Raw genomic sequence first — 14,764 nt, 5'->3', positions numbered from 1 at the left:
ACCACGGGCTATTCGCGGACGGCTTGGGCGAGTTTGGTGAGTTCCAGGGCGCGGCGGGCTCGGGTCAGGACGTGGGCTCGGGAGCTGGTGAGGTGGGCCAGGAGGGTCCGCAGCGCGCCGTCCAGGTCGCCCGTGAGCAGCTGTTCGGCGATGGCGATGTGGTCCTCGGCCATCGCGGCGATGCGCGCGGGTGTGGGCATGTCCAGCGCGCGCACCGGCCGCACCCGGGCGTGCACCGTCGAGAGTGCGTCGGACAGCGCGGAATTCCCGGCCGCTTGCAGCAGCGTGGTGTGGAACTCCTCGTCGGCGACGATGAGCTCGGCTCCCGGCTCCGGTGGGTACTCGCGAATCCGCCGCCACGTCTCGAGCTCGCGGCGGACCGCGGTCATATCGTGCAGGGTGGCCATGGGCGTCCGGGTCGTTGCCACGGACTCCGGGAGGCCGGAGGGGGTGGCCTGGAGGCGCTGGATTCCCCTGGCCTCCAGGACGATTCGGAGTTCATAGAGGTCGCCGAGTTCGTCGACCCGGGGGCGGTACGGGTAGAGGCCGTCGGCGTGGCGCTCGAGCAGTCCATCGGCGTAGAGGCGGGCCAGCGCCTCGCGGACGGGGGTGCGGGAGACGCCGTAGGTCTCGGCGAGGCGTTCCTCGCCGAGCCGTTCGGTCGGCACCAGCGCCCCGGCCGCGAGATCGCGTCGCAGCGATCGATAGACCCGCTCGGACAACGGAATACGCCCCCTGCGCGCGTTCACGTCGCGATCCGATCAGATCGCCATGGCCAGGCGCACCGCGGATTCCGCGCCCGCGCCGCCCGCCCCCGAGGAGGTGACGCGGCCCGAGCGCAGCACGTAGAACTGCTGTGCGGCCTGCAAGGCGAAACCGATGTGCTGCTCCACCAGCAGCACGCTCAATCCGCCGCGCGCGGTGAGATCGATAATGGTGCGTTCGATCTCGGCCACCACCGACGGCTGGATGCCCTCGGTGGGTTCGTCGAGAATCAGCAGCTTCGGCTCGGTGATGAGGGCCCGGGCGATGGCGAGCTGCTGGCGCTGGCCGCCGGAGAGCAGTCCGGCCTTGCGGGACAACAGGTCCCGCAGCGCGGGGAACAGGTCCAGCGATTCGGCGACGAGCTCCTTACCGCGCTTGCGGCCGTCCGCCACCACCTGCAGATTCTCCATTGTGGACAGCTGTGGAAAACTCTGCTGCCCCTGCGGAACATAGGCGACACCGCGCTTGACCCGACGCGACGGCGACAGCTTGGTGATGTCCTCGCCGTCGAAGCGAATCCGCCCGGACTTGGCGGGCAGCAGCCCGACCGCCGCGCGCAGCAGCGAGGTCTTCCCGGCCCCGTTGTGGCCCATGATGGCGGCGACCCCGTTCTCCGGAACGCTCAGGGACACACCGTGGATCACCTCGGTCCGACCGTAGCCGGTGTGTAGGTCAACGAGCTCCAGCATCCGCGGCCTCCGCTTCCTGGTCGGTGATGTCGGTGGTCGGCGGCAGGTCACCCGCCGCGGCGGTGCCGAGATAGACCTCCTGCACCTTGGGGTCGGCCTGCACGTGCTCGACGCTGCCCTCGCTGAGCACCCGGCCGCCCGCGAGCACGGTCACCGAGTTGGCGAAGGCGCGCATGAAGTCCATATCGTGCTCGACCACGATGACGACGCGTTCGGTGCCTATGCGGCGCAACAGATTTCCGGTCTCCTCGCGCTCCTCGGCGCTCATGCCCGCGACCGGTTCGTCCAGCAGCAGCACCGAGGCGTTCTGCACCAGCAGCATGCCGATCTCGAGCCACTGCTTCTGACCGTGCGCGAGCACCCCGGCGGGTTTGTCGCGCAGCTCGCCGAGACCGGTGAGCTCGAGCGCCTCCTCGATGGCGGGCAGCACCGAGGTGCGTCGCCGCAGCAGGGTGAGCGCGGAACGTCCGGCGCCAGCGGCGATGTCGAGGTTCTGCAGCACCGTCAGCTGTTCGAAGACGCTGGCGGTCTGGAAGGTGCGGCCGACGCCGAGACGGGCGATCCGATGCACCTTGCGGCCGATCAGCTCGGTGCCGCTCTTGCGCGCCGAACCCGTCGCGGGGGTGAGGCCGGTAATGGCGTCGATGAGGGTGGTCTTGCCCGCACCATTGGGTCCGATGAGGAAGCGCAGATCGCCGGACAGGACGGTAAGGTCGACGTCGGAGACGGCCTTGAAGCCGTCGAAACTCACCGAGAGCCTGCTGATTTCGAGGTACTCGGCCATCAGGCTTCCACCTTCTCCTCGACGGCGGGCGCGAGGTCCGCGTCCGGTTCGACGGGCGCCGACTCCACCGCTATCGGGGTAGCCTCACCGCGCCGGGGCCGCAGCCGCTCGACCAATTGCCGTGCCATGGGCCCGAATCCGGCCAGCCCGGCCGGAATGAAGCCGACCACCACGATGAACAGCGCGCCCTGGAAGTAGGTCCACGCCGACGGGAAATGCTCGGAGAACGTGGTCTGCGCCCACGCCACGCCGATCGCGCCCAACACCGGTCCGAGCAGGGTGGTGCGACCACCGATGGCGACGCCGATCAGGAAGGCGATGGACGGGACCACACCGATATCCGCGGGGGAGATGATGCCGACGATGGGGGTGAACAGCGCGCCCGCGATGCCCGCGAAGAACGCGGCCACCACATACGCGACGATCTTGATATTGGCCGGGTCGTAGCCGAGGAAGCGGACCCGCTCCTCCTGATCACGCACGGCGACAAGCAGTTCCCCGTAGCGGCTGCGCATGAGCTGGCGCGCCACGGCCACCACGAGCAGCAGCGTGCCCGCCGCGATGAAGAACAGCATGCGCCGGTTCACCGGATCGTCGAGGCGGAAGCCGAAGAAGGAACGGAAGTCGCTCAGGCCGGTGAAGCCGCCGATGGTCTGCTGGCCGGTGAGCAGGATCGCCAGCGCCGCGGCCAGGGCCTGGCTCAGGATGGCGAAGTACGCGCCCTTGACCCGGCGCTTGAAGACACCGAAGCCGAGGATCGCGGCAATGGCCGCGGGCAGCACCAGAATCGCCAGGATCGCCACCGGCGCGGACTCGAAAGGCTGCCAATACGAGGGCAGTTTGTCCACGCCCGCGATGGTCATGAACTCCGGCACATCCTCGTGCGCCTTGGCGGCATCGGCCATCTGCAGGTGCATGGCCATGATGTACGCGCCGATGCCGAAGAACACGCCCTGACCCAGGGTGAGCATGCCGCCGCGGCCCCAGGCCAGGCCGATGCCGACCGCGACAATGGCGAAGCACAGGAACTTGGCCAGCAGGCTCAATCGGAAATCGGTGAGCACCGCGGGCGCGATGCCGAAGAGCACGAGGGCGGCAAGGGCGAAGCCGCCCAGGGCTTTCAGGGAGCTGTTGGCGCTCAGTCGCGCGATGGTGGTCATGCCAGACTCCTCGTCCGGACGGTGAACAGGCCCTGCGGGCGCACCTGCAGGAAGATCACGACCACGATGAAGACGATCACCTTGGCGACCGTCGCGGTGGTCGAGTACTCGACGAACGAATTCAGCAGGCCCATGGCGAAGGCCGCGATGACGGTGCCCTTGATCTGCCCGAGCCCGCCGATGACGACCACCAGGAAGGCGTCCACCAGATACGACTGCCCGATGGTGGGGCTGGTGGAGCCGATCAGGGTGAGCGCCACCCCGGCCACCGCCGCCAGGCCCGAACCGATGAAGAAGGTGCTGACATCGGTGAGACGCGAAGAGACGCCGGAGGTTTCGGCCAGGCTGCGGTTCTGCACCACCGCCCGGATCCGGCGGCCCAGCGGCGTGGTCTTCAGGGCCGTGGCCAGCGCGATCACCGCCGCCACCGCCAGCACCATGATGAAGATGCGGGTCTTGGGCACCACCGTGCCCGCGATGGTGAGGCCGCCGGTCAGCCAGTGCGGCGCGACCACGTTCTTGGCGGGCGCGCCGAAGATGTCGCGCACCGCCTGTTGCAGCACCAGCCCGACGCCGAAGGTGACCAGCAGCGTGTCCAGCGGCCGGTCGTACATCCAGCGGATGAGCCCCATCTCCAGGGCCGCGCCCAGCAGGCCGCCGACCAGGAAGCCGACGAACAGCGACACGATCAGCGCCACCCCCGTCGCCGAAATCAGTTGTTCCACAACGTAGGTGGTGTAACAACCGGCCATGATGAATTCGCCGTGCGCCATATTGATGACGCCCATCTGACCGAAGGTCAGCGACAGGCCCAGCGCCGCGAGCAGCAGGATCGAGCCGAGACTCAGCCCGGTAAAGAGTTGTCCGACAAGGACATCCATGTGAGCACCTTCTTCGACAAAGACGCGGGCGGGGGCAGCCGTACGGCTGGTGCGGCCACGCGGTGAGAGTTCGCGGGGAACGCACCAGCCGCCCCTCATCGGCGGCCGCCGAATTACTCGAGGCCCTTGGCCTTACTTGAGGCCTTTCGCCCAGTCGTAGTTCTTCAGGTACGGGTCCGGCTGGATCGCCTTGCCGGAATCCCAGACGGTGTAGATCAGGCCGTCCGGGTGGATCTCGCCGATGCGGGCGGTCTTGGTGATGTGGTGGTTGGAGCCGTCGATGGTGACGGTGCCCTCCGGCGCGTCGTAGCTGACGCCGTCGGCGGCCTTCTGAATGTCGGCCACCGCGAAGGACTTCGCCTTCTCCACGGTGTTCTTCCACAGGAAGACCGAGGTGTAGGCGGCCTCCATGGGATCGGAGGTGGGCTTGTTCGCGCCGTAGGCCGCCTTGTACGCGGAGACGAACGCCTTGTTCTGCGGGGTGTCGACGGTCTGGTAGTAGTTCCAGGCGGTCAGCTGGCCCGTGACGTTCTGCACGCCGACGCCGCCGACCTCCTCCTCGGCGATGGACACCGAAACCACCGGCATGTCGGCGGCTTTCAGGCCCGCGTTGGCGTACTCGCGGAAGAACGCGACATTCGAGTCGCCATTGAGGGTGTTGAAGACCGCGCCCGCCTTGGAATTACGGACCTTGTTGACGATGGTCGAGAAGTCGGTGGAGCCCAGCGGCGCGTAGTCCTCGCCCTTGATCTCGATGCCATTGGCCTTGGCGTACGCCTTGATCTCGCGATTGGCGGTCTGCGGGAAGACGTAGTCCGAGCCCACCAGGTACAGGGAGGTGATGCCCTTCTGCTTGAGGTAATCCAGCGCGGGGATGATCTGCTGATTGGTGGTCGCGCCGGTGTAGAAGATGTTCTTGGAATCCTCCAGACCCTCGTACTGGACCGGGTAGTACAGCAGCGAATTCAGCGATTCGAACTTGGGCTTCATGGCCTTGCGTGAGGCGGAAGTCCAGCCGCCGAAGACCGCGGCCACACAGTCGGAGCTGATCAGCTTCTCGGCCTTCTCCGCGAAGGTCTTCGGATCCGACGCGCCGTCCTCGAGCACCACCTCGAGCTTCTTGCCCATGACACCGCCCGCGGCGTTGATCTGGTCGACCGCCAGCTTGGTGGCATTGGCGACGGTCACCTCGCTGATGGCCATGGTGCCGGTCAGCGAGTGCAGGGATCCGATCTTGATGGTGTCCTTCGAGGTGTCCACGCAGGACTTGGCATTGGAACCCGACGCGGTGTCGCTGTCACGCGACCCACAACCGGCGACCATGACGGCGGACAGCGCCAGCGCGGTCGGAATGATGATCGCCTTCGTCAGGCGGGAAGCCCTGTCCCGGCGGGAAGAGTCGTGCATGGGGCGGATCCTTCACTTCACGATGTGCTGCGACGCCACGTGCGCCGCTTGCGAATACCGCCGCGTATACAACGGTTGTATTCGTGGAACGGAACGGTAAACGGGAAGTGTTGCGCCGGAATGACTCTCGATGAAGGTCCGATTTCTGGTGTTTCGGTGCGATGAATTTCTGCTCACCGCAATGGGATTCGGATCCCGCATGCACGGCGTTCGTGCAGCTCAGGACCAGTAAAAGGCTCGGGCCGGTGCCAGCGAGAGCTGGCACCGGCCCGGTGTGATCAGTGAGATGGGTATCCGACCGGCACTACGGCACCGAGCACTCCCACATGTCCTGCTCATCCGAATTCGGCACCGCCGCACCGGCGGCCGCGCCGATCGCACCGCCGATGAGCGCACCGATAATGGTCGTGAACGGGACGGCGATGAGGCCGATGCCCATGGTCGCGATGGCGATGCCGAAGCCGACGATGCCGCCCAGCAGCGCACCCAGCGCGCCGACCAGACCCAGGCCCGTCTGAATGCTGCGGCTGCGCGGCGAACTCGGCGAGCAGGCCATCCAGATCGGCTCGAAGACCGGTGCGGCGACCAGCTTCGCGCCGCCGTCGGTGATGGTGGGTCGCAGCGCGATCATGTTGGTGCCGTCGGTGATCGACAGCGGCAGGGTCGAGGTGACCGCACCGGCGGCGTCGAGCACCTGCACACCGCCGTCGGCGAGCACGAAGGTGCCGCCGGACAGTGTGGTCGTGACGGTCTTGTCCGCATCGGAGCGCACGGTGTCGTAATGGATGCCGTCCAGATCGCCGGAGACCTGGGTCATCGATGACACGTCCGACGTGGTCGGTTGTGGAGCGGCGTAGGCGGTGCCCCCCGTGATCGTCATGGCGGCAATGGAGAGTCCGGCCGTGACGACCAATTTTCTGATACTCACCCGATCATGTTCGTACGGGATTTCACCGGTGTTCACCGTGTGGATCGGTCACCATATCTGTCATTGAATGACATAGGGCGAGATGGAACTTCGGTGCTCGCTGATATCGAGAGATTTGCCGAGCGGCGGGAATGCGCGCTGCGGGCAGTTCGAGCGTTCGCATACTCGACAACCCGCGCCGATCGGAGTCGCCTTGGGCTCATTGAGATCCAGGCCGTCGGCATAGACGGTGCGGCCCGCGTGCCGCAATTCACAGCCGAGTCCGATTGCGAAGATTTTGCTCGGCTCGCCGTAGCGGGTGGCGCGGCGTTCCACGGTGCGCGCCACCCAGAGGTATTTGCGGCCGTCGGGCATCTGCGCGATCTGGGTCATGATCTTCGCCGGATAGGCGAAGGTCTCGTACACATTCCACAGCGGGCAGGTGCCGCCGCTGGAGGAGAAGTGAAAACCCGTGGCGGACTGGCGTTTCGACATATTGCCCGCCCGGTCCACCCGGACGAAGGAGAAGGGGACGCCGCGCAGTTTGGGGCGCTGCAGGGTGGACAGGCGGTGGCAGATGGTCTCGTAGCTCTGGGTGAAGAACGCCGAGAGCCGCTCGATGTCGTAGCGGAAATCCTCGGCCACCTCGTGGAAGTGGGTGTAGGGCAACACCGTCGCGGCCGCGAAATAGTTGGCCAGGCCCAGTTTCGCCAGCACCACCGATTCGTGGCTGGAGAAATTGCCCTCGGCGACCAGCTTTTCGATCAGCTCGCCGCATTCGAGATAGGCCAGTTCGGCCGCCAGTTTGAACACCCGCTGCCCGCCCGAGAGATGCGGGGCGATCTCCAGGCGGCGCTGCTCCGGATCGTAGCGGTGCAGCAGGCCGTCGCCCAGGTCGATGCGCTCCACGATCTGCACGCCGTGCGCGTCGGCCAGGCGGCGCGGAATCTCGCGTTTCAGGTCACCGCCGTGGAATCGCATACGATGGGTGAGTTCCTCGGCGGCCGTATCCAATTCGTGAATGTAGTTCTGCCGCTGATAGAAGTAGTCGCGCACTTCCTCGTGCGGTTTGGAGATGGCGCCCGAACCGCTGCCGTCGGCGAAGCGATCCTCGGTGGCCGCGGCCAGCTGCGCGGTCGTATTCCGATAGCGGCGATGCATATTCACCATGGCGCGCGCCAAACCCGGGTGCGCGGACACCATTTCGGCGATCTCCTGCGCGTCGGCCTCCACCCCGAGTTCCTGGTCCATCACGACCTCCTGGAGCTCGGCGATGAGCCGGGTGTCGTCCTGGGAGGAGAAGAATCCGGCGTCGACGCCGAAGACTTCACTGATGCGCAGCAGGACCGGTACGGTGAGCGGGCGAACGTCGTGTTCGATCTGATTCAGATAGCTCGCGGAGATCTCGAGCTTCTTGGCCAGGGAGACCTGACTCAGCCCGCGTTCGGTGCGCAGCTGGCGGAGTCGCGCCCCGACATAAGTCTTGGCCATACGACCGAGTTTATGGGCGCATTAGCATGGTTGCCAACGCCGGGATTAGCATGCCTGCTGAGCTTTGAGTCACATCCTGTCGGTGGGGCGGGTTACCGTCGAACGATGCTCTTGTCCGAAGTGGTCGATGCGTCGCGGGAGGTGCGGGCTACGTCGTCGCGCAAGAACAAGATCAATATCTTTGCCGAGCTGCTGAAACGCGCCGAGGTCGGGGAATTGGCGCAGGTGGTGGCGTGGCTGTCGGGGGATCTGCTGCAGGGGCGGATCGGGACCGGATGGCGGACGCTCACCACTCTCGCGGTGGAATCGGCTGCCGCCCCGGCCCTGTCCGTGGACGAGGTGGACAAGAGTTTCGGCGCGCTCGCCGAGGTCGGCGGGAGTGGGTCGGCGGCGCGGCGGCAGGAATTGCTCACCACCCTTTTCGCGGCCGCTACGCCGGAGGAACGCGACTTTCTGATTCGGCTGTTGACCGGGGAAATGCGGCAGGGCGCGCTGACGGCGATCGTGGCCGAGGCGGTGGCGGTCGCCTTCGAGGTGCCGATCGCGGCGGTGCGCCGGGCGCACATGCTGTCCGGGCGGCTGCCGGTGACCGCGGTCGCGGCGCGGACCGGCGGGGTCGCGGCGCTCGAGGCCTTTCGGCTCGAGGTGGGGCGGCCGATTCAACCCATGCTGGCCTCGCCCGGCGCGAGCCTCGACGAGGCCATGGCCGAGTTCGGTGGGGAGGCCAGCGTCGAGCACAAGATGGACGGGGCGCGCATTCAGGTGCACCGAGACGGCGATCGGGTGTGGGTGTTCACGCGGACGCTGCGCGACATCACCGCGAGCGTGCCCGAACTGGTGGAGTTGGTGCGGAAATTGGAGTGCACCAGCGTGGTGCTCGACGGAGAGACGCTGGCGCTCAACGACTCCGGCCGTCCCCGCCCGTTCCAGGAGACCATGAGCCGCTTCGGCGCGGCCACCGCCCAGGAACTGCTGCTGCACCCGTACTTCTTCGACTGCCTGCACCTCGACGGCGTAGACCTGCTCGACGCGCCGCTGCGCGAGCGCCGCGCCGCCCTCACCGGCGTGGCCAATGGCCTGAGCATTCCGGCCCTCATCGCCCCCGATCTCGAGACCGCCGCCGAATACTTCGACGGCGCGCTGGCCGCGGGCCACGAGGGCATCATGATCAAATCCCTGGACGCCCCCTACGCGGCGGGCCGCCGCGGCCGCGCCTGGCAGAAGATCAAACCCACCCACACCCTGGACCTGATCGTGCTCGGCGCGGAATGGGGCTACGGCCGCCGCACCGGCTACCTCTCCAACCTCCACCTCGGCGCCCGCGATCCCGAGGGCGGCGACCCCATCATGGTCGGCAAAACCTTCAAGGGCCTCACCGACGCCCTCCTCCACTGGCAGACAGCCGAATTCCCCCGCCACGAACGCGACCGCGACCCCACCACGGTCTACCTCCACCCCTCCCTCATAGTCGAAATCGCCCTGGACGGCGTCCAAACCAGCCCCCGCTACCCCGGCGGCGTAGCCCTCCGCTTCGCCCGCGTAGTCCGCTACCGCCCCGACAAGGAACCGGCCCAAGCCGACACCATCGACACCATCCGAGCCCTCCTCCCAAATACCAAGTAACCCTCGGGGGTTCGGGGGCCGAGCCTCCGAGAAAGTTCACCGGGGGTTTGGGGGCGGAGCCCCCGAAATCTCGAGGGGGTTCGGGGGCGGAGCCCCTGAGAGTCCCCGCGAGTTGGGGTGTCTCACAGGGGATTCACAGCTGGAACAGGGGTCGCTCCGAGGTTTCGGATGGAGGATTCGGGGGGTCGAGGTTCGACCGGGCGGTTGTCAGGTGACGAGAAGCAGGTACTGCCACCGCATCTCCCACGCGGATTCCTGTGAACTCGTGCCGCCCGCTCGACGTCGACGGTGGATTGCGCATGGTCCACCTGTGTGGCCGGTGGTGCCCCGCCCCCTCGCCGGGTACCACCGGCCGCGGTCATTTCTGCGGCCCCGCGATGCGCGCGGTCAGGATTCGTAGTCGTGGGTGCCAGTGAGGTTCGGGAGCCGTCGCCGACCCGCGGCCAGTTCGCCCGCCAGATCCTCGTAGGCGATGGCCAGTTCGGTCAGCCGCTGCGCCGCGTCGTGCATGGTGTCGTCGGGCGACATGGCCAGCGTCAGATAGGCCAGCGCGGAGAACTGCGCCAGCCGGTCCACCACGGTTCCCACGGTCTCGGTGTGCAGGTGTGCATCGCGGGCGGCCTTGGGGAGTTCGGCCGCCACCCAGGCGTCGATATCGTGCACCAGCCGGGCCCGATCATGGTCGATTCGCTCGGTGCCGATCGCGGCGGTGAGTCTGCGTTCGTGCAGGTCCGCGAGTAATCCGGCGCAGCGCAGCACCGGATGATCGTCGGGTGGCAGGCCGCGGCAGGCCTGCAGCAGCAGGTGTTTCGGTGGGAGCGGGTGCACGGCCGACATCCTGCCCCTCGAATATCTCCGAATGGCAACGACATTCGGTGCCACAATGAGATTCAGGGGTTGCATCCGGTGCCGTGACGTGCCGTGATGGTGGGGTGATCCTCACCGTGACACTGAACCCCGCCTACGACATGACCTATCGGGTGGAGCGTTTCGAGCGCGGGCGGGCGCAGCGGGTGCGCTCGGTGGATCAACGGCTGGGCGGGCGCGGCATCAATGTCACCCGCGTGCTGAACCAGCTCGGGAAGTACGCGCGGGCCACCGGATTCGCCGATCACTCCTTCGCGGCGGCCGCCGAACTCGAGATGCCGGTGGACTTCGTGCACGCGCTGCCGTGGGTGCGGCGCACCGTGGTGATCAGCGAATCCGAGGACGGCACGGCCACGGCGCTGTGGGAACCCGGGCCGCGCGTCACCGAACCGCACGCGGTAGACCAGTTGCGGGTGCGGGTCAACGGCATGCTCTCGGACATGAGCGGCCTGGTCATCGCGGGGTCGCTGCCCGGCGGGGTGAGCACGGGCCTGCCCGCGGAGCTGGCGCGGACCGCCATTGCCGCGGGGGTGCCCACGGTCTGTGATTTCGACGGTCAGGCACTGGAATTGGCCGCGCGCGTGCCCGGCGTCGTGCTGACCCCCAATGTCGATGAGCTCGAGCGCCTCACCGGCCGCCCGGCGGGCACGATTCCGGAGATCCTCGCCGCCGTCGAGCCCCTGATCGCCGACGGCGTGGGCGCGGTGATCGTGACCCGGGGCGGGGCGGGCCTGGTGGCCGTCACCCCGACCCGCGCCTGGACCGCGGCCCTGCCGAAACCGCTGGCGGGCAACCCCACCGGCGCGGGCGACGCGGCCGTCGCCGCCCTGATCGCCGCCCTCGCGGGCGACCGCAACCCGGACTGGCCCGCGGTCCTCGCCGACGCCGTCGCGACTTCCGCTGCCGCCGTGGTGATTCCGGTCGCGGGCGAGATCGACCGCGTGCTGCGCGACCGCCTGCTGCCGACCGTCCAGGTCCGCGAACTCGAATCGGTCGCGGCGAGGCCCTGACCCGTCATCGCGGCGAGGCCCTACCTCGTCATCCCGGCGTGTATTTGGCCGGGATCCATCTCGGGCGGCTGTGGATTCCGGCCAAAAGCATGTCGGAATGACGGAGGGGCGAGCCGGAATGGCGGAGGGGGCGAGCCGGATTGGCGGGGAGTGCTGCCGAATGGGCCCGGGGCTGGCGGCGTGGTGGGCGGGTTAGGGGGTCATACGGGGCTAGGTTGGGGGTGTGTCGGACCTAGATATTCAGCCCGACCGAGGGTCGGGCGTGGACGACAGATATCGAATGCCGCGTGCGGTGCGCGCGGCGCAGGTGCTCGCGCTGGGCTTGGCGGGCCTGGGGGTGATGTGTGTGGCGTCGTCGGGGTGGCTGTTGGGGACGCGGGCCGCGATCCAGACCGGGGTGCCCTTCGTCGCGGCGTTTCTACTCGGTCTGGTGGCGTTGACCTTCAATTCGGAGGGCCAGTCGGTCCGCATCGCGGCGATTCTGGTGGCGGCCATGAACATGGTGTGGACGGTCCCGTCGATCACCGAGTGGCAGCCGCCCGGCCCACTGGGACCGCTGGTCTCGCTGGCCGTGATCGTGTTGCTGTTTCGCAAGGAGGCCCGTGACTGGTTCGAGCCACCGGCCTGGTGGTGAGCTCGCGGTAACCGCTCGGGGTGGCCGGAAGTAACAACCGCGAAATCTAGTCCGCCGATTCGCAATCTGCGTGCAATTCCCGGCCCTTACCGTTGCCCTATGAGTTCGGAAGTCGCCACGGGAACGGGCATTCATATCAGCGGGCTGAGCAAGACCTTCCGCTCCGGGCGGCGTGTGGTGCAGGCGCTCGACAATGTCGATCTGCATACGGCGCAGGGAGCTTTCCTGTCGCTGTTGGGGCCGTCCGGCTGCGGTAAGTCCACCATCCTGCGCATTCTCGCGGATCTGGAATCACCGTCCGCGGGCACCGCCAAGATCAATGGCGAGACTCCCGCCGAGTTGCGGCGGCGGCACGAGTTCGGCATCGCCTTCCAGGATTCGGCGCTGCTGCCCTGGCGCAGCGTGGAATCCAATATCAAGCTGCCGCTGCAGGTGGCGGGCCTGCCCGTGGAGAAGGACCTGATCGCCGATCTGATCGCGCTGGTCGGCCTGGAGGGCTTCGAGAAGGCCAAGCCCGCGCAGCTCTCCGGCGGTATGCGGCAACGGGTTTCGATCGCCCGCGCGCTGGTGGTGAAGCCGACGGTCCTGCTGCTGGACGAGCCCTTCGGCGCCCTCGACGATATGACCCGGCAGCGGCTGAACCTGGAACTGCTGCGCATCTGGACCGAAAAGCCCGCCACCACACTGATGGTCACGCACGGCATCGCCGAGGCGGTCTTCCTCTCGGATGTGGTGGCGGTGATGAGCCCGCGCCCCGGCCGCGTGGTGGAGGTGGTCGACATCGACCTGCCGCGGCCACGCACACCCGAGATGATGCGTTCACCCGAGTTCCACAAGCTGCACGACCATTTGCTGGAACTGCTGTTCGGACGCAGCGGGCAGGGCGGGGTCGTGACGGAATGAACTGGGGCGCAATAAGAGAACGGTTCCGGATCACCCGGCTGGGTGGCCTGGCGGGCATTCTCGTCCTGCTGGCCGTGTGGACCCTGCTGGCCGAGCTGCGCGTCGCGGGCGGCACCATCCCGAGCCCGTGGAATGTCGTGCACACCATGTACACCGACGGTTGGGCGCTCTACGGCCCGAACTTCCGCATCACGGCCTGGGGCGCGCTGCAAGGGTTTCTGTGGGGCAATGCCCTCGCCATCGCGCTCGCGATCCTGGTGGTGCTGATTCCGCCGATCGAAATGCTGGTCACCCAGCTGGCCATTCTCAGTTACTGCACGCCGCTGCTGGCCTTGGGCCCGATCATCCTGGTGGTGTTCGGCGGTCGCACGCCGACCATCTTCCTGGCGGCCATGTACTGCTTCTTCACCACCATGGTCGGCACCGTGTCCGGGCTGCGGTCGGCCGATCGCACCAGCCTGGATCTGGTGCGGGCCTACGGCGGCGGCCGGTGGGAGCGGCTGCGGCGCGTGCAGGTGATCGCGGCGCTGCCGAATACCCTGGCCGCCTTGAAGATCGCCGCGCCCTCGGCGGTGCTGGGCGCGATCATCGGCGAGTATCTGGGCGGCGTGGACAGCGGAATCGGCGTGGCCCTCACCGCCGCGCAGACCGCCTACAACGTGCCGCGCACCTGGGGCATGGCGCTGGCCGCGGCGGCACTGGCCGGGCTCGGCTACGCCCTCGTGGCGCTGGTCGCCCGGGTGGCGGTCCCGTGGACCCGAGCGGAGGCGTGATGAAGACCCTGAACCTGCTGCGCCCCATCGGCAGATTCCTGCTGCTGCTGGTGGTTTCGCTGATCCTGCTGGTGGTGCTGTGGTCGGGATTTCTCCAGCTGTACCCGCAGGTCGGACTGGTCGGCAAGAGTCCGAGCGACGTGTGGAGCTACCTGGTGACCGGTCCGACCTCCGACACCGCCCGCCGGGTGATCTTCGACGATATGCGAATCACGCTGAAGGACGCCCTCATCGGCTTCGGCTCCGGCCTGGGCGCGGCCCTGGTGGTGGCGGCGCTGTTCATCGGCATTCCGGCGGTGGCGCAGGCGTTCATGCCGGTGGCCATGCTGCTGCGGTCGGTACCGCTGGTGGCCTTGACCCCGATCATCGTGCTGGTGTTCGGGCGCGGGCTGCTCGGCGTCACCGTCATGGCCGCCATCGTGGTGTTCTTCCCGGCCCTGGTGATGATCATGACCGGTCTGCGCTCGGCGCCGCGGCAGGCCACGGAACTGGTGGTGGCCTACGGCGGCTCGAACTGGACCGCCATGCGCATGGTGGCCGTCCCGGCCGCGCTGCCCGCGGTGTTCGCGGCGGCGCGAATCTCGGTGCCGGGCGCGCTGATCGGCGCATTGCTCGGCGAATGGCTGGGCAGCGGTACGGGATTGGGGGCCGGGCTGATCCGGGCGATACCCACCTTCCAGTACAACCGGCTGTGGGCCTCGATCGCCCTGGTCACGGTGGTGTCCGTCTTCGCCTACGCCGTGGTGGGCGTGCTGGAGAACCTGGTGCTGGCGCGTTTCGCACCGGAGCGGGTCCGCGACTGACACGACGAGTTAACCTGCCGCATACAAATACCTGGTGAAAAGCAAAATATCGGAAATCGAAACCGCC

General features: G+C 67.6%; 15 protein-coding genes. 6 read left to right on the top strand and 9 right to left on the bottom strand.

From position 1 onward, the window contains the following. Nucleotides 1-8 precede the first annotated feature (8 nt). From VMT40_RS34195 to ramB, 8 genes are all read right to left on the bottom strand, one after another. A complete protein-coding gene (locus tag VMT40_RS34195; RefSeq protein ID WP_326363568.1) occupies nucleotides 9-749 on the bottom strand; it encodes a GntR family transcriptional regulator in 741 nt (246 codons plus the stop codon). Between the two features lie 12 nt (nucleotides 750-761). Next, entirely contained in the window at nucleotides 762-1,454 is a 693-nt protein-coding gene (urtE, locus tag VMT40_RS34190; RefSeq protein ID WP_326363566.1) for an urea ABC transporter ATP-binding subunit UrtE, read from the bottom strand. Beyond that, a complete protein-coding gene (gene urtD / locus VMT40_RS34185) occupies nucleotides 1,438-2,238 on the bottom strand; it encodes an urea ABC transporter ATP-binding protein UrtD (RefSeq protein ID WP_326363564.1) in 801 nt (266 codons plus the stop codon). Before urtD ends, urtE begins: the two co-directional genes overlap by 17 nt. Further along, nucleotides 2,238-3,398 carry an urea ABC transporter permease subunit UrtC gene (gene urtC, locus VMT40_RS34180; protein ID WP_326363562.1) on the bottom strand — a complete coding sequence of 387 codons (1,161 nt, stop codon included), beginning with the start codon at nucleotides 3,396-3,398 and terminating at the stop codon, nucleotides 2,238-2,240. Before urtC ends, urtD begins: the two co-directional genes overlap by 1 nt. Then, the gene (gene urtB / locus VMT40_RS34175) at nucleotides 3,395-4,279 is read right to left on the bottom strand and encodes an urea ABC transporter permease subunit UrtB (protein ID WP_326363560.1); all 885 of its coding nucleotides are present in this window, start codon (nucleotides 4,277-4,279) and stop codon (nucleotides 3,395-3,397) included. The genes urtC and urtB overlap by 4 nt, the downstream gene beginning before the upstream one ends. Nucleotides 4,280-4,411: 132 nt before the next feature. Next, nucleotides 4,412-5,686, bottom strand: coding sequence for an urea ABC transporter substrate-binding protein (urtA, locus tag VMT40_RS34170; RefSeq protein ID WP_326363558.1), 1,275 nt, complete (start codon nucleotides 5,684-5,686; stop codon nucleotides 4,412-4,414). A gap of 304 nt (nucleotides 5,687-5,990) precedes the next feature. After that, on the bottom strand, nucleotides 5,991-6,614 hold the full coding sequence (locus tag VMT40_RS34165; RefSeq protein ID WP_326363557.1) for a hypothetical protein: 624 nt from the start codon (nucleotides 6,612-6,614) through the stop codon (nucleotides 5,991-5,993). Nucleotides 6,615-6,674: 60 nt separating this feature from the next. Further along, nucleotides 6,675-8,084, bottom strand: a complete 1,410-nt coding sequence (gene ramB / locus VMT40_RS34160) for an acetate metabolism transcriptional regulator RamB (RefSeq protein WP_326305791.1) — start codon at nucleotides 8,082-8,084, stop codon at nucleotides 6,675-6,677. Nucleotides 8,085-8,189: 105 nt separating this feature from the next. Here ramB and VMT40_RS34155 point away from each other — a divergent pair, with 105 nt between their 5' ends. Beyond that, nucleotides 8,190-9,707, top strand: coding sequence for an ATP-dependent DNA ligase (locus VMT40_RS34155; RefSeq protein ID WP_326363556.1), 1,518 nt, complete (start codon nucleotides 8,190-8,192; stop codon nucleotides 9,705-9,707). Between the two features lie 387 nt (nucleotides 9,708-10,094). Here the strand turns inward: VMT40_RS34155 and VMT40_RS34150 are convergent, their stop codons facing one another. Further along, the gene (locus VMT40_RS34150; RefSeq protein WP_326305795.1) at nucleotides 10,095-10,535 is read right to left on the bottom strand and encodes a DUF4254 domain-containing protein; all 441 of its coding nucleotides are present in this window, start codon (nucleotides 10,533-10,535) and stop codon (nucleotides 10,095-10,097) included. A gap of 116 nt (nucleotides 10,536-10,651) precedes the next feature. Here VMT40_RS34150 and VMT40_RS34145 point away from each other — a divergent pair, with 116 nt between their 5' ends. The 5 genes from VMT40_RS34145 (at nucleotide 10,652) to VMT40_RS34125 (ending at nucleotide 14,697) form a co-directional block, all read left to right on the top strand. Continuing rightward, nucleotides 10,652-11,584 carry a hexose kinase gene (locus VMT40_RS34145; RefSeq protein ID WP_326363554.1) on the top strand — a complete coding sequence of 311 codons (933 nt, stop codon included), beginning with the start codon at nucleotides 10,652-10,654 and terminating at the stop codon, nucleotides 11,582-11,584. A gap of 262 nt (nucleotides 11,585-11,846) precedes the next feature. Further along, the gene (locus VMT40_RS34140; protein WP_326363552.1) at nucleotides 11,847-12,218 is read left to right on the top strand and encodes a hypothetical protein; all 372 of its coding nucleotides are present in this window, start codon (nucleotides 11,847-11,849) and stop codon (nucleotides 12,216-12,218) included. A gap of 99 nt (nucleotides 12,219-12,317) precedes the next feature. Continuing rightward, complete coding sequence (locus tag VMT40_RS34135; RefSeq protein ID WP_326305801.1) at nucleotides 12,318-13,121, top strand: ABC transporter ATP-binding protein; 804 nt, start codon at nucleotides 12,318-12,320, stop codon at nucleotides 13,119-13,121. Continuing rightward, entirely contained in the window at nucleotides 13,118-13,894 is a 777-nt protein-coding gene (locus VMT40_RS34130; protein WP_326363551.1) for an ABC transporter permease, read from the top strand. The genes VMT40_RS34135 and VMT40_RS34130 overlap by 4 nt, the downstream gene beginning before the upstream one ends. Then, nucleotides 13,894-14,697 (top strand): ABC transporter permease, encoded by an 804-nt coding sequence (locus VMT40_RS34125; protein ID WP_326363549.1) that lies wholly within the window; start codon nucleotides 13,894-13,896, stop codon nucleotides 14,695-14,697. Before VMT40_RS34130 ends, VMT40_RS34125 begins: the two co-directional genes overlap by 1 nt. The last annotated feature ends 67 nt before the right edge of the window (nucleotides 14,698-14,764 follow it).

The organism is Nocardia sp. CDC160 (assembly GCF_035818795.1).
GTDB lineage: Bacteria > Actinomycetota > Actinomycetes > Mycobacteriales > Mycobacteriaceae > Nocardia.
Note: the sequence above shows the minus strand (reverse complement) of the source record. Positions and strands in the feature narration are given on the sequence as shown.

What these genes read in the sequence shown, in the direction of transcription:
- VMT40_RS34125 (WP_326363549.1), top strand. Translation starts at nt 13,894, where the DNA reads ATGAAGACCCTGAACCTGCTGCGCCCCATCGGCAGATTCCTGCTGCTG.
- VMT40_RS34155 (WP_326363556.1), top strand. Translation starts at nt 8,190, where the DNA reads ATGCTCTTGTCCGAAGTGGTCGATGCGTCGCGGGAGGTGCGGGCTACG.
- urtD (WP_326363564.1), bottom strand. Translation starts at nt 2,238, where the DNA reads ATGGCCGAGTACCTCGAAATCAGCAGGCTCTCGGTGAGTTTCGACGGC.
- VMT40_RS34135 (WP_326305801.1), top strand. Translation starts at nt 12,318, where the DNA reads ATGAGTTCGGAAGTCGCCACGGGAACGGGCATTCATATCAGCGGGCTG.
- ramB (WP_326305791.1), bottom strand. Translation starts at nt 8,084, where the DNA reads ATGGCCAAGACTTATGTCGGGGCGCGACTCCGCCAGCTGCGCACCGAA.
- urtA (WP_326363558.1), bottom strand. Translation starts at nt 5,686, where the DNA reads ATGCACGACTCTTCCCGCCGGGACAGGGCTTCCCGCCTGACGAAGGCG.
- urtC (WP_326363562.1), bottom strand. Translation starts at nt 3,398, where the DNA reads ATGACCACCATCGCGCGACTGAGCGCCAACAGCTCCCTGAAAGCCCTG.
- urtE (WP_326363566.1), bottom strand. Translation starts at nt 1,454, where the DNA reads ATGCTGGAGCTCGTTGACCTACACACCGGCTACGGTCGGACCGAGGTG.
- urtB (WP_326363560.1), bottom strand. Translation starts at nt 4,279, where the DNA reads ATGGATGTCCTTGTCGGACAACTCTTTACCGGGCTGAGTCTCGGCTCG.
- VMT40_RS34130 (WP_326363551.1), top strand. Translation starts at nt 13,118, where the DNA reads ATGAACTGGGGCGCAATAAGAGAACGGTTCCGGATCACCCGGCTGGGT.